We start from the raw sequence: 18,119 nt of genomic DNA, 5'->3' as shown, positions 1-18,119 counted from the left end.
GTTAAGCCGGGCATGTGGGGGCGTCTGACCAAAAGAAAAGGCAAAGCCAGAGCCGGACTCGCGGCGAATCGACGCGCCACCATCGTGAGCCGTTCCAGGCTTCGGGTCTAAATCATTGCGGATGCAACGAATAGGTCCGTCGTCTGTTTGGGCATGGCCGTGGGGCCGGATGCCATATGTCCATTGCCCCGCTGGCGCGAACGCGAAGGGTGCGCGAAGAATGCCGGCCACAAGACAACCGAACCAACACGAACCAGAACCCGGTGGGACAGGCCGTCCGCCCAAAAAGAAGAGCGGCCGTTCCGGAAAGGGAGAGCCAATGGACACCTTGTACTGCGCCTGCTGCGGACAGCCGTTCCGCCGAACCTCGCCGCGCGGCCCGGCGCCGCTCTACTGTTCCCGCGACTGCCGTCGCCAGATCGAGGTCCGCCGCCGCGTCTGGGCGGCCATGGGGGGACTCTCCGGTGGCGGGCTTTCCGGCACGCCGTCGGTCCGCACCCCGGTCCTGGAACCGATGCGCTCGGCCTGGAGCCTGGAGCACGGGCGCCACGGCGGGGCCACGGGCGGCCGGGCGGCGTCGGCCTGACAGGTCATTGACCGTCTGTTGCCCGTTTGCCGGGCTTTTGCGCATTTTGTTGCCGATTGTCCGGGGGACCCTCTAAAACGGGGCAACGACCACACCATATGTGTGGGCGTCCCCGATCCGAGGGATTTTTCGAACACGGCCATGACCCAGAACACTCGCACTCCCCGCACCACACATCATCGCCCGACCCGCACCCCGGCCCGCGCCTTCGGCGCGATCGCCCTGGCGCTGGCCGTTGCGCTGACCGCCGGCACGGCCGACGCCCGTGCGGGCAAGAGCAGCTCAATGGGCAGCCGCGGCTCGCGCACCTATGAGGCTCCGGCAACGACCAACACGGCGCCTCACACCGCCGCTCCGATGGAGCGGTCCATGACCCAGCCGTCCTCGCCCGGCATGCAGCAGCGTCCCGGCATGGGCGCGCCGACCCCGGCGGCCCAGCCCGGCGGCTTCTTCTCGCGCGGCGGCTTCCTGCCCGGCCTGATGGGCGGCCTGATCGGCGCCGGCATCGGCGGGATGCTGTTCGGCAGCGGCTTCTTCGGCGGCATCGGCGGCTTCGCCGGGATCCTGGGCTTCATCCTGCAGATCCTGCTGATCGTCTTCCTGGTCCGCCTGGCCGTGCGCTTCTTCCGCAACCGCTCCGCCGGAGCGGCGCGGCCGATGGGCATGAGCATGGGCAACCCCGGAACGGCTTACGCCGGTCCGACCCAGACCGGCCCGCTGAACCGCGACCCGGCCGACGCCCGCTACAACCCGCTGAATGGTGGACCGCTTGGCGGCGGTGCCGCGGCGGGTGCTTCCCGTCCGGGCACTGGGCCGGGCGTCGGGCGTGACGACGTCGGCATCGGCCCGGCCGATTACGAATCGTTCGAGCAGACGCTCGTCACCGTTCAGACCGCCTACGGGCGCGAGGACCTGACCGCGCTGCGTTCGTCCGTGACGCCGGAGATGGTCTCCTACTTCGCGGAGGAGCTGGCCGAGAACAGCAGCCGCGGCGTGGTGAACAAGCTGTCCGACGTCCGCCTGCTCCAGGGCGACTTGGCCGAGGCGTGGCGCGAGGGCAACCTGGAATACGCCACGGTGGCGATGCGCTTCTCGCTGGTCGACGTCACGGTGGACCGCGCCACGAACCGCGTGGTCGACGGCGACCCGAACCGCCCGGTCGAGGCGACGGAGCTGTGGACCTTCATGCGTTCCCGCGGTGGTCGTTGGCTTTTGTCGGCGCTCCAGCAGACGCGCTGACCGGCCTGCACATCATTGAACACCGCGAAGGGGTGCCCGCAAGGGCACCCCTTTCGATTTTCGGGACTCCTCTGGACGGACGGGCTGTGCTAGAACATATCAGGAACAAATACCTGATGCAGAGACTCGAGTCATGCCCTCAGTCGAGCCCGACCTGCTGCCGTCCGACCCACAGATCCCAACGCCCCAGCCAACGCCCGGGGCCAACCGGGCCGCGCTGCTGGACGACCTGCGCGCCCGCATCCGGCGGCTGGAGGGGCTGGGCGGGGAGGGCGCGCGCACGCTGCCCTTCGGCCTGCCCGATGTGGATGGGGCCTTGCCGGGGGGCGGCCTGCCGCTCGGCTGCCTACACGAGGTGGCGGGGGAGGAGCCCGGCGCCGCCACAGCCTTCGCCGCGGGCCTGCTGGCCCGGCTGGGGAGCGGGGCGGCACCCGTGGTCTGGGTGGTGCGGGGGCGCGACCTGCACGCGCCGGGCTTGGCGGCCTATGGGCTGACGCCCGACCGGCTGATCGCGGTGCGCGCGACGCGCGAGGCCGATGCCCTGTGGGCGATGGAGGAGGCGCTGCGCTGCCGGCGCCTGTCGGCCGTGTTGGGGGAGGCGGGGGCGCTCGACCTGACGGCCAGCCGGCGCCTTCAACTCGCCGCCGAGTCGTCGGGTGTGACCGGAGTCCTGTTGCAGCTCGGCCCGCGCCGGTCGGCGGCGAGCGCTGCGGTGACCCGCTGGCGGATCGCGCCGGTCTCCAGCCAGTCTTCAGAGCCGGGCGTCGGGGATGCCCGCTGGAGCGTGGCGCTGGAACGTTGCCGCGGCGGGCGGCCCGGCGCGTGGCTGCTGGAGTGGCGGGACGGCGCGCTGGCCGAACCCGTGGCGCCGGCCCGAACCGCGGTGCCGGCCCGAACCGGGCCGGTCCCTGCACCGCTCACCGACCGCCGCGCGGCCATCGCCGCCTGGGCGAACGTCGCGTGAGCGACTCCGCCTCGACGTCCGATATCCGACAACCGCTGCCGGGCGGGTGTCGGAAAGGCGTCAGTAGTTGGTCGCCCAATCCGGCAGGACGCGCGGGGCCTCCCCGTCGTCTTCCATGTCGGGCGGGACGGGCATGTCGTCCGCGTAGAGCGGCAGTTGGCGGGCGAATTCCGCCGTTTGCTCGGCCCGGCGTTGCTCCAACAGGCGGGCGGCCAGATGTGCGGGCAGCATGGCAGGTCTCCTTTTGAGCGTCGGGGGAGCCCGGAAGCGGTCCTTTTGGCCGCCGCGGCCCAACCCGTCCTGTGTGCCTGAAGGCTATCATGCAAGCTACGGGCCTCCGCGTGACCCAGATCACGGTTTGTCGAAACTTTCATGCGGCCGGTTCCTTTTTGCGGCCCGGGACGCCATAGTCGCCGTTTCCTGGGCCGCCGTTTCCCGGACATCGCTCCCCTTTGCCTCTATCGAGACCGCCATGCACGCCGAATCCTGCCCCACCTGCCTAAAACCTGAGCATCTGTGCGTTTGCGAGGCGGTGGAGCCGATCGACAACGACGTCTTCCTGCTCATCCTCCAGCACCCGCAGGAAAAGCGGGAAATCCTGGGGACAGCGCAGATCACGCACCTCCAGTTCAAGAACTCGGCCGTGAAGGTCGGGCTCAGCTGGTCGAACCTGAAGCGCATCCTGGGGCGGGAGGTCGACTACAAGCGCTGGGGCGTGCTCTACCTCGGCCCGGTGAAGCCGGACGGCAAGGGGGCGAAGCCGGAGGTCGCCGTGGTCGACAAGGCCGGCACCCCGCAGAAGGACAGCGATATGGTGCTGACCGACCTGGAAGGCGTCATCGTGCTGGACGGCACCTGGAGCCAAGCCAAGACCCTGTGGTGGCGCAACCCGTGGCTCCTGAAATGCCGCCGCATCGTGCTGCACCCGCAGTTCCGCTCCCTCTACGGCCAAGCCCGCAAGGAGCCCCGCCGCGAGAGCGTGTCCAGCCTGGAGGCCGGCGCCTTCCTGCTGTCCCGCCTGGAAGCCGATCCGACCATCCTGGACCGCGCGCTGAAGCCTTTCTCCCTGCTTCTGAAGAAACTGCGCGCGCCCCGTCCGCGGCCAAGGCCGATGCAGGCCGCACAGCCGGCGGGCGAGATGCCAGTGGAGATGCCAGTGGAAGCCGTGGCCGAAGCCCCGGTGGACGCGAAACCGGACACCGGCGGGGCGGAGTGATCCGCCCCCTTTCGGGCTAAACCCCTCTCCGGTGGGGAGGTCTCGCGCAACCAATGCCCTCTTGCTCTGTTGACGGTGGCATCGGCCGGCTTGGCCTCAACCAAGGGAGTGTTTCATGAGGGGGGTTCTTCTTTGGCTCGTCGGGATTCCGATTCCGGTCATCATCCTGCTCTATCTGTTCCATGTGATCTGAGGTGATCCGGCGGGTCGATGCCGCTTGACGGTGGAACGGCTTGACGGGGGGATGACCGGGTGCCACATGCGCTTTCGCGCCTGCCTTCCGGGGCGCACGAAAGAGAAGAGGATCATGGCCCGCGACTTCGTTCCCTTCAACGTCACCGTCTGCGGCATCGACGAGCTGATCGGCCACTGCGAGGCCGGGGTGACGCATGTGCTGTCGATCCTCGACCCCGGCCATCCGGAGCCGACGGCCTTCGGCTCCTACGGCGAGCACGAGCGGCTGGAGCTGCGCTTCCACGACATCATCGACCCCTACATGGGCCAGATCCTGCCGCAGCGCACGGACGTGGAGCGCATCCTGGCCTTCGGCCGCGACCTGCTGGCGGAGCCGGCGGGGGTGGGCGGCCTGCTGGTGCATTGCCACGCCGGCATCTCGCGCTCGACCGCCGCGCTGACCATGATCCTCGCCCAGGCCCGCCCCGACCGCCCGGCCGCCGACGCCATGGCCGCCGTCGTGGGCATCCGCCACAAGGCTTGGCCCAACCTGCGCATGATCGAGTTCGCCGACGAGATCCTGGGCCGTAAGGGAGAGCTGGTGGACGCCGTCCGCGCCCGCCACCGCGCCTACGGCCAGGAACGGCCGGACCTCGTCCAGTTCATGATCGACAACGGCCGCGTCCGTGAGGTCGCGGACCTGATCGACTGAGGCGCGGCCCCTCACCGGAAATTCCGCCCTTCCGGGAAGACACCTGCGGATTGGGCCGCTGAGGCCGTCGCCCGTGCCGGCTCCGGCTCCAGCAACTCGGTCAGCCGGTGGGTCAGGTCGGTGATCCGTTCCACGCGCAGGTGGATGACCACGCCGCCTTCGGGATTGGGCGGGTTGTCCTTCTCCACGCGGCCGGTGGCGGCGATCAGGCGGGCGTTGAGGATCGCCTTGCGAAATTTTTCGAACACGTCCGGCATGATGACGAGGTTGGCGATGCCGGTCTCGTCCTCCAGCGTGATGAAGACCACGCCGCTGGCGCTGCCCGGCCGCTGTCGCACCAGCGCCAGCCCTGCCACGGTCAGCCGCGCCCCAGCGCGCGCCGTGTGCAGTCGCTCGGCCGGAACGACTCCGGAAAAGCCGTCGCGCAGCAACGCCATGGGGTGGGCCTTCAGCGACAGGCACAGGCTGCCGTAGTCCATCACCACATGCTCGCCGACCGCCATGGAGGGCAGGGCGACCTCCGGCTCCGCCACGCCGGGGTCGTCGAGGCTGGCGAACAGCGGCAACGGCTGGTCTCCCAGCGCCTTCACCGCCCACAGAGCCGCCCGCCGGTCCAGCCCGGTGGAGCGGAAGGCGTCGGCCCTGGCCAGCCGTTCCAGCGCCGCCACCGGCAGCCGTGCCCGCCGCCACAGGTCGTACGGGTCGCGGTAGCCGGCGCCACGGTGGAGCACGAGCGCGTGGGCCTCGTCCTCGGACAGACCTTTGATAAGGCGCAGGCCGAGGCGGAGGGCACTCCCTCTCCCCTCCGGGGAGAGGGTTGGGGTGAGGGGGATGCGCTTTTGCCGGACGTTCGGCATGTGCGGGCCCCCCTCACCCGGCCCTTCGGGCCACCCTCTCCCCAGGGGGGAGAGGGAGTTCCCCCTCACCCCAACCCTCTCCCCGGAGAGGAGAGGGGATTTTGGCATCGGCTCCAGCGTGCAATCCCAGTCCGACGCGTTCACGTCCGGCGGCAGCACCGTCACGCCGTGCTCGCGCGCGTCGCGGACGATCTGGGCAGGGGCGTAGAAGCCCATGGGCTGGCTGTTCAGCAGGGCGGCGGCGAAGATGTCCGGGTGCCAGCGCTTCATCCAGGCCGACACGTAGGCCAGCAGGGCGAAGCTCGCCGCGTGGCTTTCCGGAAAGCCGTACTCGCCGAAGCCCTCGATCTGCTGGAAGCAGCGCTCGGCGAAGGCGCGGTCGTAGTTGCGGGCGACCATGCCCTCGATGAACTGGTCGCGGAAGGTGTGGACCAGCCCGGTCTTGCGGAAGGTCGCCATGGCGCGGCGCAGGCGGTCGGCGTCTTCCGGACTGAAGCCGGCGGCGACGATGGCGATCTGCATCGCCTGCTCCTGGAACAGCGGCACGCCCAGCGTCTTTTTCAGCACCGCCTCCAGCTCGGGGGAGGGATAGGTGACCAGCTCCGCGCCGGTGCGGCGGCGCAGGTAGGGGTGCACCATGTCGCCCTGGATCGGGCCGGGCCGCACGATGGCGACCTCGATGACCAGATCGTAGAAGAGCTTGGGCCGCAGGCGGGGCAGCATGGACATCTGCGCCCGGCTTTCCACCTGGAACACGCCGATGGAATCCGCCCGGCACAGCATGTCGTAGACCTCCGGGTCGTCCTGCGGCACCTCCCACAGGGTCGGGGCGCGGCCGTGGTGCCGCTCCATCAGCTCGAAGCCCTTGCGCAGGCAGGTCAGCATGCCCAGCGCCAGCACGTCCACCTTCAGGATGCCCAGCGCGTCGATGTCGTCCTTGTCCCACTCGATGGTCGTGCGGTCCTCCATGGCGGCGTTGGCGACGGGGCACAGGTCGCTCAAGGGGCCGCGGGTGATGACGAAGCCGCCGACATGCTGCGACAGGTGGCGCGGGAAGCCGATCAGCTCCCCCGCCAGCTCCAGCGTTTGGCGCAGCCGCGGGTCGTCGGGGTCGAACCCGTACTGCCGGGCGCGTTCCTCGTCCACCCCGTCGCGGCTCCAGCCCCAGATGGATCCGGACAGCCGCGCCACCAGGTCGGCGGACAGCCCCATGGCCTTGCCGACCTCGCGGATGGCGCCGCGCGCGCGGTAGCGGATGACGGTGGCGGTCAGCCCGGCGCGGTCGCGGCCGTATTTCCGGTAGATGTACTGGATGACCTCCTCGCGCCGCTCATGCTCGAAGTCCACATCGATGTCCGGCGGTTCGTTGCGGGCGGCGGAGATGAATCGCTCGAACAGCAGGTCGAACTTCGCCGGGTTGACCGCCGTGATGTCCAGGCAGTAGCAGACGGCCGAGTTCGCCGCCGACCCGCGCCCCTGGCACAGGATGCCGTGCCCCTTGGCGAAGCGCACGATGTCGTGCACCGTCAGGAAATAGGGCGCGTAGCCCAGACGCCCGATCAGGTCGAGTTCGTGCAGCACGGCCTTTCGGACCTTCTCGGGCACGCCCCCTGGATATTTCACCGCGGCACCACTCCACGTCAGGTCGGTCAGTGTCTCCTGCGGGCTGCGGCCGTCCTCCGCAACCTCGTCCGGGTATTCGTAGCGCAGCTCCTCCAGCGAGAAGCGGCAGGCCTCGGCGATCTCCACCGTGCGGGCCACGGCCTGCGGGTGGTGGCGGAACAGGCGGGCCATCTCCACCCCGGCCTTCAGGTGCCGCTCCGCGTTGGCGGACAGCCGCCAGCCGGCCTCGTCGATGGTCGTGCCGGTGCGGATGCAGGTCATCACGTCGGCCAGTTGGCGGCGTGCCGTGGTGTGGTAGAGCACGTCGTTGGTCGCCACCATCGGCACCCGCTCCGCCTCCGCCAGGTCGGCGAGCCAAGCCAGCCGCCGCCGGTCGTCGCCGCGGTAGCGGTGGCTGGCTGCGAGGTGCAGGGCGTGGCCCAGATCGTTGCGCCAGCCGCGCAGCTCGTGGACGAAGGTTTCGTCGCGCCGGTCCGGCGGGACGAGCAGGAACAGCATCCCCTCGGCGTGCTCCAGCACGTCCCGGCGGCCGATGAAGCAGGCCCCCTTGGGCGCCCGCCGCTTGCCCAGCGTCAGCAGCCGCGACAACCGCGCGTAGGCCGCCCGGTCGGTGGGGTAGGCCAACAGGCTCGCCGCGTCGGTCAGGTCGAGCCGGCAGCCGACCACCAGCCGCAGCCCGTGCGCCTTGGCGGCCTTGTGCGCCTGCACCACCCCGGCCAGCGAGTTGCGGTCGGTCACCGCGATGGCCGCGTGGCCGAGTGAGGCCGCGGTCAGCGCCAGCTCGTCCGGGTGGGAGGCCCCCTCCAAGAACGTGAAGCTGGTGGAGACCTGGAGTTCGGCGTATGGGGTCATGAGCCCCTCATCCGAAGAACCCGTGCAGGAACCACTGCGCCTTCGCGTCGGGCCGGTACAGCCCCTGGCGGAAGACCCAGAAACGGCGGCCGTCGGCATCCTCGACGCGGTAATAATCCCGCGGATCGCCGGTGCGCCGCCACCACTCCGCCTCGATGCGTTCCGGGCCGTCGGCGTGGCTCACGCGGTGGAGCGCGCCGCGCCAGCGGAACATGACCGGCGGGTCGTCGGGGACGCGGGCAACGGCCTCGATCGGCTCCGGCGGGGCGAGCAGCCGCACCGGGCGCGGCCGGTCAGCCGGCCATAAAGACGTATTCGCAACCCCGGACAAGGCCGGCGCGGGTGCGACGCTGCGCTCCGGCAGCCAGCTTTCCCGTGGGACGAGGCGCAGCACCGCGCGCTCGCCCAGCCGGTTGCCGAGCCGGTCGACCAGTTCCCCCAGCTCCGATTCGTCGGCGGCTCCCCCGTCCAAAGCCCTCTGCACGGCGCCCAACGGCCCGGCCTCTGTGGCGGCGAGCACCAGCACCTCGATGCCGGGGCCGGGCTCGATCCGGTCGAGCTTCTGCGCGAACAGGCGCATCAGGGCGGCGGCGTCGCGCACCGGGCGGCTGGTGCCGATGGCGAGCGTCTGCGGCGGATCCTCCAGCCGGCGGTCCACGCGGTGCGCCTCCAGCAGCAGCCGCCGGGCGCCCTCGCCGGCGCTCTCCAGCCCGGCGCAGAGCGCGTCCAGCAGGTGGCGGACGGCGCGGGCGATGGGCTCGGCGGTGGCGATCGGCTCAGCGAACGCAAGGCGGACGCCGTGCGGCGGCACGGGCAGGCGCGGCGACACCGGCTCGTCGAGCCGCCCCAGCGCCTGATCGAGCCGCAACAGCACCGCCCGCCCGAACCGTGCGGCGAGCGTGGCGCGGGGCAGAGCGTGCAGGTCGCCGATCCGCCGCAGACCGACGGCCGACAATCCGTCGACGGTGGCGGGCGGCAGGCGCAAGGCGGCGATGGGGAGGGGGGCGAGGGCGGCGCACAAGCCCCCACCCTCCCGCTTCGCGGGTCCCTCCCTCCCCCGCTGGGCGGGAGAGGGATTATTTGCGGCTTTGCGGGAGGGCGGCGGAGTTCCCTCCCCCGCCCAGCTCACGCGCAAACCAAAGGTTTGCGCTGACGCGGCAGGCGGACCTTCGGTCCGCCGAGAGCGGGGGAGGGTTAGGGTGGGGGCAAACCGCGCCAGCGCCCAAGCCGCCGCCGGAGTGTCGGCCAGCGCTGCGCGCGACTCGAAACCCGCGTGGGCCAGGCGGGCGCGGAGATCCGCCACCAGCGCCTCCTCGCCGCCGAACAGGTGGGCGCAGCCGGTGATATCCAGGACGACGCCGTCCGGCCCGTCCGGCGCGGTCCAGGGCGTGTAGCGCGTGCACCAGGCGGCGATCCGTTCCAGCAGGCGGGCGTCCGACTCGGGCTCGGCGTCGAAGACGGCCAGGGCGGGCTCGCCACCCCCTCCGGCGCCCAAAATGGCGCGGGCGTCGGCGAGCGTCATGCCGGGCAGGACCCCGGCCTCCTCCGCCGCGCGGTTGACCGCCACCACGGCCAGCCGCCCGCGCTCCGCCAGGATGGCGGCCGACGGTTGGTCCTGCAGCCTGGGGACGCGCCGCGCGCGGGCGTCGGTGGGCAGCCGCGGCAGCCATAGGGAAACAATCCGTCGCGCCCCCAGCTGCCCCATGCCCATCCTCCTTTCCCACCTTTTTGGCAGGGCCCGTTTGGGCCCACCGATCATTCAATCTCGAACAAAACAGGAACATGATAGCGACAAAGAGGAGAGGATGGGAGTCCTACTGTGGTGGGTCCCACGGTCCACTTTATGACCCGATCGGGGGTCCTTGTCCGATCCCGCCGCAGCCACGACATTCAAGGGATGACACCGCATCCGATCAGCGTGGCTGCCGCGCTTCTGTTCGCCGCCTGCACGACCACCGCCTGCACGGCCGACATCCGGGACGAGACGCCGGGTCAGGCCGGGACCTTGTCGCCCGCCCAGGCCCAGGCTCCGGCCGGGGTCCGGGTGGCGGGCCAGACGGCAGGCCAGATGGGTGGGCTGAAGACGTTCCGCCAACTCCAGGACGAGGCCAACGCCCAGCCCATCGAGTCGAGCCGGAAGGCTCCGGTCCAGCGGTCCCAGAACCAGGACGACCAGACCCGGCAGCGCATGTCGCAGGACCAGCAGCAACAGCAACCGCCGGTGCGCCGCCGCGGCAGTTCTTCCCCACCGCCGCCGCCCATCGCCCAGCAGGTTCCGCAGGGCCTGCCGCCGGCGGGTTCGACCGAGGCGCAGACCGACCGCTTCAAGCGCGACCTGCTGAGCCCCGAGGTGGACCGCCTGCGCACCGACGACGCCATGGGCCGCCTCGACCCGCTCCAGCAGCGCGATCTGTTCCGCAAGGAGCAGGACCTGCGCCAGTACGGAACCGGCCCCCGCGGCTACTGATCATCACCCGGTCCCGACGGTGGTCACTTGACCCCGCCCGCCTCCGCCCGCCATACCGGCAGCCGCATGGCGCGCGAAGGGGGTATGGGGCATGGGGGCGATCCGGTCTGTTCTGCTCGCAACGGTGTTGATCGGTTTGACGGCAGGTCTGGCGGCGGCGCCCGCCTTCGCGCGGATGACCATCACCGGTCCCTTCGGCACCGGCCTGACGGAGCCGGTGTGGGTGATCCAGCACCTGCTGGGCTTCCTTGCCATCGGCCTGTGGGCCGGGCAGAACGGCGGCCCGGCCGTCTGGCAGCTGCCGGTCGCCGCGCTGACGGCGGTGCTGGCCGCCGGGCTCGCCGCACAGCTCGGCATCCGGCTGCCCTACGCGGCGCAGGGGCTGGCGGTGTCGCTGATCCTGATAGGCGGGCTCGTTGCGTTCAACGTCAAGGCGCCGCTGGCGCTGGCGGTGCTGACGGCGGCGGTGGCCGCGGTCTTCCACGGCTACATGCACATGGGCGGCGCGCTGTTCTGGGCCGGCCTGTCGGCGGGCATCCTGCTGGTCACCTGCGCCGGACTCGGGCTTGCCGCGGTGCTGGGGCAGGCGGTATCGGCGCGGGCGCCGGCCGTGTGTGGCGGCGCGGTAGCACTCGTCGGCGTTCTTGACCTCGCGGGCGTCTTTTAGCGGCTTGCGCCTTGAAAAGGGACGGGTGCGGGTATTCATCTAAAGCGGATCGTGATCCGCTTTGGACCGCGACGGCGGTCCCGGCCGCCCATGCGGCCGAAGCCCGGCCGGCAAATGAGGCCATATGACTCTACAGCGAATGCAAATTCGCTGTAGAATGGTTCCAGATCAGGAAAGGTGGACCCCGGTGCCGCGCGCAGGAGCCAACACCCGCCTTTCCCCGAAAGGCCCTATCGAAATCGGCCGTCGCTCCTTGCTGGCCGGGATCGCCGGCACCGCCCTCGCCGCCGCGCTGCCGCGGGGGCTCGCGGCGCAGGACATCCGCTATTTCCGGATCGGCACGGGCACGACGTCGGGTACCTATTTCCCGATCGGCGGGCTGATCGCCAACGCCATCTCCAACCCGCCGGGTTCCCGCCCCTGCGACCGCGGCGGCAGCTGCGGCGTGCCGGGGCTGATCGCGGTGGCGCAGGCCACGCTCGGCTCCGTGGAGAACATCGAGCTTCTGCGCTCAGGCGCGCTGGAGGCCGGGCTGGCCCAGGCCGACGTCGCCTACGGCGCCTACACCGGCACCGCCACCTTCAAGGGCAAGGCGCCCTTCGAGGGGCTGCGCACCATTGGTATGCTCTATGCGGAGGCCATCCAGCTCGTCGTGCGGGCCGACAGCGACCTGCGGACGGTCGATGACCTGAAGGGCAAGGCGGTGTCGCTGGGGGAGGAGGGCTCCGGCATCCTGGTGGAGGCGCGGGTGATCATCGACGCCTTCGGCCTGAAGGAAAACGAACTGAAGCCCGCCTACCTGAAGCCCGGCACCGCGGCCGACCGGCTGGCCAAGGGGGAACTAGACGCCTTCTTCATGGTCGGCGGCGTGCCGGTGGCCGCGGTCACCGACGTGGCGAACCGGCTGCCGATCCGCCTGATTCCGCTGGACGGCGGCATGGCCGACGAGTTGCGCGCGCGCCAGCGCTTCTACATCGCGCAGACCATCCCGGCCGATTCCTATCCCGGCGTGGCGGAGACGCCGACCCTGTCCGTGGGGGCGGAGATGCTGGTCCGCGCCGACCTCGACGCCGATCTGGTCCACGGCGTCACCAAGGCCCTGTGGCACGAGAACACCCGCCGCCTGTTGATCGAAGGGCACCCGAAGGGCCGCAGCTTCGACCCCATGAAGGCCGTCGCCAACGTCTCCGTCCCGTTGCATCCGGGGGCGGAGCGCTACTACCGCGAGGTCGGGCTGGTCGGCAACGCCGCCAACGAACCGATCCCGACCGGGCAATCGCAGTAAGAAACGGCCTTCACTCCGCCCCGGCGCCGCGCCGCGCCAGGAAGCCGCGCGCCGGGTTGTAGCCGTAGATCGCCCCGCCCAGGAACACCGCCAGCGCCAGCACGGTCCAGCCCAGCGCCTCGGCGTTCAGCTTCATGTAGAGCGCGTGGCGGATCAGTTCGACCGCCTGGCTGAAGGGGTTCACCGCGCAGATGGTGTAGAGCAACTCGCCCGCCTCCTGCATCTTCCACAGGGGATAAAGGGCGGTGGACAGGAAGAAGGTCGGGAAGATGACGAAGTTCATCACGCCCGCGAAATTCTCCAGCTGGCGGATGGCCGAGGACAGCAGCATCCCCAGCGCCCCCAGCATCAGCCCGCTGACCACCAGCGCCGGCAGCAGCGTGACGTATCCCAGCGGCGGCGCCTGCACGCCGTAGATCCACGCGATGGCCAGGAAGGCGTAGACCTGCAGGATCGACACCGCCGTTCCTGCCAACAGCTTCGCGGTCAGCAAAAACCAGCGGGGCAGGGGGCTGACCAGCAGCATGCGCATGCTGCCCATTTCCCGGTCGTAGACCATGGACAGCGAGCTTTGCATCCCGTTGAACAGCTGGATCATGCCGACGAGGCCGGGGGCGATGTAGACCTCGTACGGAATGTAGGTCTCGTAGGGCGGGGTGATGGCGATGCCCAGCGCCGCACGGAAGCCCGCCGCGAAGACGAACAGCCACAAGAGCGGCCGGACCAGCGCCGACAGGAAGCGTTCCCGCTGGTGCACGAAGCGCAGCACCTCCCGCCCGACGATGCCGCCCAGCGCGCGGGCGTAATGAGCGGCCCCCAAGCTTGAAGCGGTCACGGTCATGCCGCCTCCTTCGCGATCAGGCGGTTGAAGCTGTCGGTCAGCGTCTCCGCCCCGGCGTCGCGGTTGACGTCGCCGACCGGCCCGGCCGCGCGGATCCGGCCGCGGTGGATGACCACCACGCGGTCATCCGGTGCGATCTCGTCGATCAGGTGGGTGGCCCAGAGCACGGCGATCCCGCGCTCCCGGCAGAGGTCGTGGACATGCTCCACGATGGCCCGGCGGGCGGGTACGTCCAGCCCGACGGTCGGTTCGTCCAGCACCAGCAGGGCGGGCTCGTGCAGCAGGGCGCGGGCCAGCTCCACCCGGCGGCGGTGGCCGCCGTTCAGCCGGCGCACCGTCTCGTCGATGCGCTCCGCCATGCCCATCCTCTCCAGCGCTTCCAGCGCGCGCGCCTGGGCGGTGCGGCGGGGCAGGCCGTGCAAGGCCGCGAAGTACAGCAGGTTCTGCCGCACCGTCAGGTCGAGGTCGAGCGTCGGCTGCTGGAACACCACCCCCATGCGGGCCAGCGCCCGCGTTGGATCCGCCCTGAGATCCACGCCGCCGATGCGGATGGTGCCACTCGTCGATTCGAACAGGCGGGTGATCAGGGCGAACAGCGTCGTCTTGCCGGCTCCGTTCGGCCCGAGCAGCGCGGTGAAGGACCCGGCCTCCACCGCCAGCGACACGTCCTGCAACGCGAACGCCCCGCGCCCGTAAGCGTAGCTGAGACTTTCGACGGAGAGGGCGGGGGCGGTCATGGGAGTGGGCTCCCGACTCTCTCCCCCCTAAAATCCCCTCTCCCCCCTGGGGAGAGGGTTAGGGTGAGGGGGTTGCGCTTTTGCCGGACGTACCAGAGTCGCGGGACCCCCTCACCCCGACCCTCTCCCCAGAGGGGAGAGGGGGAAAGAGCGCGGGCAAGAAATTTCATCCCCATCACCCCTTCACCGCCACGCCCCAGGGATAGCGCCCGACCTTCACGGACTTCAGCACCTTCAACGCCTCCACGTCGATCACCGACACGTCGCCGGACACGCCGTTGGTGGCGTAGAGGCGCTTCTCGTCCGGAGACAGGGCCATCTGCCAGACGCGCCGGCCGACCAGCAGGTAATCCTTCACCTCGAAGGTCTTCGCGTCCACCACCGCGACGTGGTTGGCGGGCCCCAGAGCCACGAAGCCGTAGCGGCCGTCGGCGGTTAGGCGGATGCCCACGGGCTGGATGCGGTCCTGGGTGACGCCCTTGATCTTGAAGCGGATGGTCTTCTGCACCTGCCGGGTGGCCGTGTCGATGATCGCCAGCGTGCCGCCGACCTCCGACGTCACCCACAGCTGGCTGCCGTCCTTGGTGAAGCGGGTGTAGCGCGGGCGGGCGTCGACCAGCGTGTTGTCGACCACCGCCTGCTTCTCCACGTCGATCCAATGGACCATGTTCGTGGTTTCCGACGTGTTGACCGCCCACTTGCCGTCGGGGCTGACGGCCATGCCTTCCGGCTCCACGCCAACGTCGACCTGAAAGGCGACCTTGCGCGTGGTGACGTCCACGACCGTGACGACGTTGTTGTCCTCGTTGGCGATGAACAGCAGCTTGCCGTCCGGCGACAGGGCGAACTGCTCCGGATCCTTGCCCGAGGGCAGGTTGTGGATGATCTGCTTCGTCTTCAGGTCCATCACCTGCACCGCGTCGTCGTCGCTGGCGCAGATGTACAGCTGCGAGCCGTCGGCGCTCAGCGTGATGCCGCGCGGGCGGCGGCCGACCTTCACCGTGTCCGTCACCTCCAACGTCGTGCTGTCGATGATGGACAGCGTGTTGTCCTTCTCGTTCGACACATAGATCGTACTGGCGACCGTGTCGGCCAGGGCGGGAAGCGCGCAGCCGGCGAGCAGCGCGGAAAGCAGCACAAGGCGGCGGATCGTCATGGCGGTCGGGTGTCCTTTCAGCGCGGGCGGCAGCCGGTTTCGGGCTGGTCGTAGCCCAGCGTATCGAGTTCGGTCTTGGGGTGCAGGAACCCCTCCTGCGGCGAGACGGAGACGAGCGACCGGTCGGCCGCCAGCAGGATGGGCTGGCGCAACTGACCGTCCCAGGGTCGGAAGGACAGCGGCACACCCTTGAAGCCGGCCAGCGTGAAGTCCGGCCCCTTGATGTAGGCCATCAGCGCCGCCGGGTCGGTGCTGCGCGTGCGCGTCGCCGCCTCTCCCACCGCGCGGACCGCGGCCCAGACCGCCTGGTCGCGCGGCAGCATGTTGCGCCCGAAGGCGCTCCGGAAGCGGGACTGCAACTGCGCCGCCCCCCAGCTCTCGTGCGTGCGGTGCCAGTTGGTGGGGACGAGGCCCTGGGTGCCGGCCACCGGCCGCGGGTCCCAGGTGCGGTACATGACGTAATCGCCGAAGTCGCCCACCTCGTCGGCCACGACCAGCACGTCGTAGCGCTTGCCCTGGGTGAAGACGGGGAGTTCGGCCTGCGCGGTGCGGCGGGCGTCGTGGTCCTCGCTCCAGGCCTTCTCCTCCACCACCTCGGCGCCGAAGCGCTTGGCGGCCCGCTTGATGGCTGCGGCGTAGAGCTTGTCCTCCGGCCGGGTGCCGACCACCAGGAACCACTTGGTCCAGCGCTTCACCGCCAGATACTGGGCCAGCGCGTCGGCCAGCATGGCGCGGTTCGGCATGGTGTGCAGCAGGTTCGGCGCGCACAGCGCGTTGCGCAAGCTGTCGTCGGTGGAGCCCGCGTCGAACAGCAGCAGGTTCGCCGCCTCCGGCAACCGGGCGAGCGTGCCCGGCGCCTCCCCCGGCAAATCCAGCACGACGATGCGCTGCCCCTTGGCGGCCAACTCGCGCAACGCCTGTGTGGGGTCGCCATCCTCCGGGACGGTCACCGTCTCCAACTCGAACTTTTGGTGGAGGAAGCGGCCGGTGGTGTCGTTGTCGGAAATAGCCTGCCGGGCGCCGGCAATGCCCTCGTCGTCGGGCGGACTGTCCAGGTTGGACAGGGCGGGCGGACGTTCCGTCGCCTGGGTCAGGTAGGCGATCCGGACAGTCGCGAGATCTTGAGAAAAGGCGGCCGGCGTGGCGAGAAGCCACCCGGCCAGGAGGGAGGAGACCAACGGAATGAAACGCATCGCGGGCTTGGCACTCGCCTGTGTTTCGGGATCACAGGGTAGCCCCGGCGGCGTGCCGCCGGTAATGCAACTTTCGTCCAATGGCGGGCGCGGAAACGTGGCAATTGGGTCGTCGGACGGGCGTGCAGCGCATGGTTGCTACCAAAGTCCAATTATTGGGTGGGCGCACCGCCGGTATGCTGCGGGGCATCGAAAAAACACCCGCAAGGTTTGGAAAGAGGACGCCCACCATGAACGTTCGGCTTCTCCGGCTCACGGCCGCTGGTCTCCTTTTCGGCGGTATCGCGGCCGCCTCGGCGGTGGCCTTCGCCCATGGCGACGTGACGCCCCAAGCGGTGGATACCACCGGTCTGGACAAGCTGGGCGAAGCCTGGCGCGACGCCAACCCCTTCCGCGGCAACCCTCGCGCCATCGAGATTGGCGCCTCCGCCTTCAACCAGAACTGCGCGCGCTGCCATGGCCTGGGCGCCGTCTCCGGCGGCATCGCCCCCGACCTGCGCTACCTGGAGCCCGGCGACGTCGGCGACGAGTGGTTCAAGGAGCGGGTGACCAACGGCTCCATCCGCAACGGCGTGACCTACATGCCGAAGTTCGGCGAGGCCCTGGGGCAGGAAGCCCTGTGGGCGATCCGGTCCTGGCTGGAGACGGTGCATCAGGAATGACCGCGCTTTCGCGACGCCAACTCCTCAGCTTTTCCGCAGCAGCGCTGGCCGCCGGGGCGATCCCCCGGCGCGCCGGCGCGCGCCCGTTGGACGACGTCACGGCAGCCGGAAGGCTGCGCGTCGCGGTCTACCGCGACAACCCGCCCTTTTCCTTCCACCGCGACGGCAAGCTGGTGGGCGTGGACGTGGACCTCGCCCGCACCATCGCCGAACGGCTCGGCGTCGGTGTCGAATATATGGAGCTGACGGCCGGCGAGACGGTCGCCGACGACCTGCGCAACGCCGTCTGGAAGGGCCATTACCTGGGCGGCGGCGTGGCGGACATCATGATGCATGTCCCCTATGAGAAGGAGTTCGGCCTGCGCAACCCGGAGGCCGTGCTGTTCGCCCCCTACCAGCGGGAGCATTTCGCGCTGGCCCGCAATCCCATGCGCATGACCCAGCCGATGCTTGCCGCCTTGCCGGACGAGCCGGTGGGGGTGGAGATCGACAGCATCCCCGACTTCTTCCTGCTCGGCGCCTTCGGCGGCCGCCTGCGCGACCGGGTCATGCACTACATGACCATCCCGCTCGCCGTCGCCGCCCTGGAAAAGGGCGAAGTCGCCGCGGTCGTCGCGACGCAGAGCCAAGTCGAGGCCGCGCTTGGCGAGCGGGTTAAGGACTTCCCCGTCACGCCCGTGACCTTCCCCGGCATGATGGCGTCCAGCTGGGACATCGGCCTGGCGGTGAAGGACAACTCCCGCGACCTCGCCTACGCCGTGGGCGACATCGTCGCAGCGATGCTGGAGGATGGCACGGTGGCGGGCGTGTTCGGCAAGTATGGGGTGACGCACAACACGGTGGTGATGGAATAAGCGCGGATGCCCCCTCCCTAACCCTCCCCCGCCG

The 18,119-nt window shown here is 70.1% G+C and carries 17 protein-coding genes; 10 read left to right on the top strand and 7 right to left on the bottom strand.

Going from position 1 to position 18,119, the window contains the following annotated elements; translation table 11 throughout:
- The first annotated feature begins 319 nt into the window (after nt 1–319).
- The 3 genes from M2351_RS12250 (at nt 320) to M2351_RS12240 (ending at nt 2,789) form a co-directional block, all read left to right on the top strand.
- Nucleotides 320–586, top strand: a complete 267-nt coding sequence (locus M2351_RS12250; RefSeq protein ID WP_264656334.1) for a hypothetical protein — start codon at nt 320–322, stop codon at nt 584–586.
- A 141-nt stretch (nt 587–727) separates the two neighbouring features.
- Nucleotides 728–1,825 carry a Tim44 domain-containing protein gene (locus M2351_RS12245; protein WP_264656333.1) on the top strand — a complete coding sequence of 366 codons (1,098 nt, stop codon included), beginning with the start codon at nt 728–730 and terminating at the stop codon, nt 1,823–1,825.
- 133 nt (nt 1,826–1,958) lie between these two features.
- Nucleotides 1,959–2,789 carry an ImuA family protein gene (locus M2351_RS12240; protein ID WP_264656332.1) on the top strand — a complete coding sequence of 277 codons (831 nt, stop codon included), beginning with the start codon at nt 1,959–1,961 and terminating at the stop codon, nt 2,787–2,789.
- Nucleotides 2,790–2,849: 60 nt separating this feature from the next.
- Here M2351_RS12240 and M2351_RS12235 read toward each other — a convergent pair whose 3' ends face one another.
- Nucleotides 2,850–3,020 carry a hypothetical protein gene (locus M2351_RS12235; protein ID WP_264656331.1) on the bottom strand — a complete coding sequence of 57 codons (171 nt, stop codon included), beginning with the start codon at nt 3,018–3,020 and terminating at the stop codon, nt 2,850–2,852.
- Nucleotides 3,021–3,261: 241 nt separating this feature from the next.
- Between M2351_RS12235 and M2351_RS12230 the strand changes: the two genes are divergently transcribed.
- Both M2351_RS12230 and M2351_RS12225 read left to right on the top strand, forming a co-directional pair.
- Entirely contained in the window at nt 3,262–4,005 is a 744-nt protein-coding gene (locus tag M2351_RS12230) for a tRNA-uridine aminocarboxypropyltransferase (RefSeq protein WP_264656330.1), read from the top strand.
- A 307-nt stretch (nt 4,006–4,312) separates the two neighbouring features.
- Complete coding sequence (locus M2351_RS12225; protein WP_264656329.1) at nt 4,313–4,891, top strand: tyrosine phosphatase family protein; 579 nt, start codon at nt 4,313–4,315, stop codon at nt 4,889–4,891.
- Between the two features lie 11 nt (nt 4,892–4,902).
- On the opposite strand, the gene M2351_RS12220 is transcribed toward M2351_RS12225, so the two are convergent.
- The gene (locus tag M2351_RS12220) at nt 4,903–8,223 is read right to left on the bottom strand and encodes an error-prone DNA polymerase (protein ID WP_264656328.1); all 3,321 of its coding nucleotides are present in this window, start codon (nt 8,221–8,223) and stop codon (nt 4,903–4,905) included.
- Between the two features lie 7 nt (nt 8,224–8,230).
- Nucleotides 8,231–9,928, bottom strand: coding sequence for a Y-family DNA polymerase (locus M2351_RS12215; protein WP_264656327.1), 1,698 nt, complete (start codon nt 9,926–9,928; stop codon nt 8,231–8,233).
- A 192-nt stretch (nt 9,929–10,120) separates the two neighbouring features.
- Between M2351_RS12215 and M2351_RS12210 the strand changes: the two genes are divergently transcribed.
- From M2351_RS12210 to M2351_RS12200, 3 genes are all read left to right on the top strand, one after another.
- Nucleotides 10,121–10,690 (top strand): hypothetical protein, encoded by a 570-nt coding sequence (locus M2351_RS12210; protein WP_264656326.1) that lies wholly within the window; start codon nt 10,121–10,123, stop codon nt 10,688–10,690.
- A gap of 91 nt (nt 10,691–10,781) precedes the next feature.
- Nucleotides 10,782–11,357 carry a HupE/UreJ family protein gene (locus M2351_RS12205; protein WP_264656325.1) on the top strand — a complete coding sequence of 192 codons (576 nt, stop codon included), beginning with the start codon at nt 10,782–10,784 and terminating at the stop codon, nt 11,355–11,357.
- Between the two features lie 187 nt (nt 11,358–11,544).
- Nucleotides 11,545–12,642 (top strand): TAXI family TRAP transporter solute-binding subunit, encoded by a 1,098-nt coding sequence (locus M2351_RS12200; RefSeq protein WP_264656324.1) that lies wholly within the window; start codon nt 11,545–11,547, stop codon nt 12,640–12,642.
- A 10-nt stretch (nt 12,643–12,652) separates the two neighbouring features.
- On the opposite strand, the gene M2351_RS12195 is transcribed toward M2351_RS12200, so the two are convergent.
- The 4 genes from M2351_RS12195 to M2351_RS12180 form a co-directional block, all read right to left on the bottom strand.
- Nucleotides 12,653–13,483 (bottom strand): ABC transporter permease, encoded by an 831-nt coding sequence (locus M2351_RS12195; protein ID WP_264656323.1) that lies wholly within the window; start codon nt 13,481–13,483, stop codon nt 12,653–12,655.
- Entirely contained in the window at nt 13,480–14,220 is a 741-nt protein-coding gene (locus tag M2351_RS12190) for an ABC transporter ATP-binding protein (RefSeq protein ID WP_264656322.1), read from the bottom strand. Before M2351_RS12190 ends, M2351_RS12195 begins: the two co-directional genes overlap by 4 nt.
- A gap of 175 nt (nt 14,221–14,395) precedes the next feature.
- Nucleotides 14,396–15,376, bottom strand: a complete 981-nt coding sequence (locus tag M2351_RS12185; protein WP_264656321.1) for a YVTN family beta-propeller repeat protein — start codon at nt 15,374–15,376, stop codon at nt 14,396–14,398.
- Nucleotides 15,377–15,393: 17 nt separating this feature from the next.
- A complete protein-coding gene (locus M2351_RS12180; RefSeq protein ID WP_264656320.1) occupies nt 15,394–16,569 on the bottom strand; it encodes an ABC transporter substrate-binding protein in 1,176 nt (391 codons plus the stop codon).
- Nucleotides 16,570–16,799: 230 nt separating this feature from the next.
- Between M2351_RS12180 and pedF the strand changes: the two genes are divergently transcribed.
- Nucleotides 16,800–17,231 (top strand): cytochrome c-550 PedF, encoded by a 432-nt coding sequence (pedF, locus tag M2351_RS12175; protein ID WP_264656319.1) that lies wholly within the window; start codon nt 16,800–16,802, stop codon nt 17,229–17,231.
- Nucleotides 17,228–18,085, top strand: a complete 858-nt coding sequence (locus tag M2351_RS12170; protein WP_264656318.1) for a substrate-binding periplasmic protein — start codon at nt 17,228–17,230, stop codon at nt 18,083–18,085. The genes pedF and M2351_RS12170 overlap by 4 nt, the downstream gene beginning before the upstream one ends.
- Nucleotides 18,086–18,119 lie beyond the last annotated feature (34 nt).

Origin of the sequence: Azospirillum canadense (genome assembly GCF_025961225.1) — a bacterium.
In the GTDB taxonomy this organism is placed as follows: domain Bacteria; phylum Pseudomonadota; class Alphaproteobacteria; order Azospirillales; family Azospirillaceae; genus Azospirillum; species Azospirillum canadense.
Note: the sequence above shows the minus strand (reverse complement) of the source record. Positions and strands in the feature narration are given on the sequence as shown.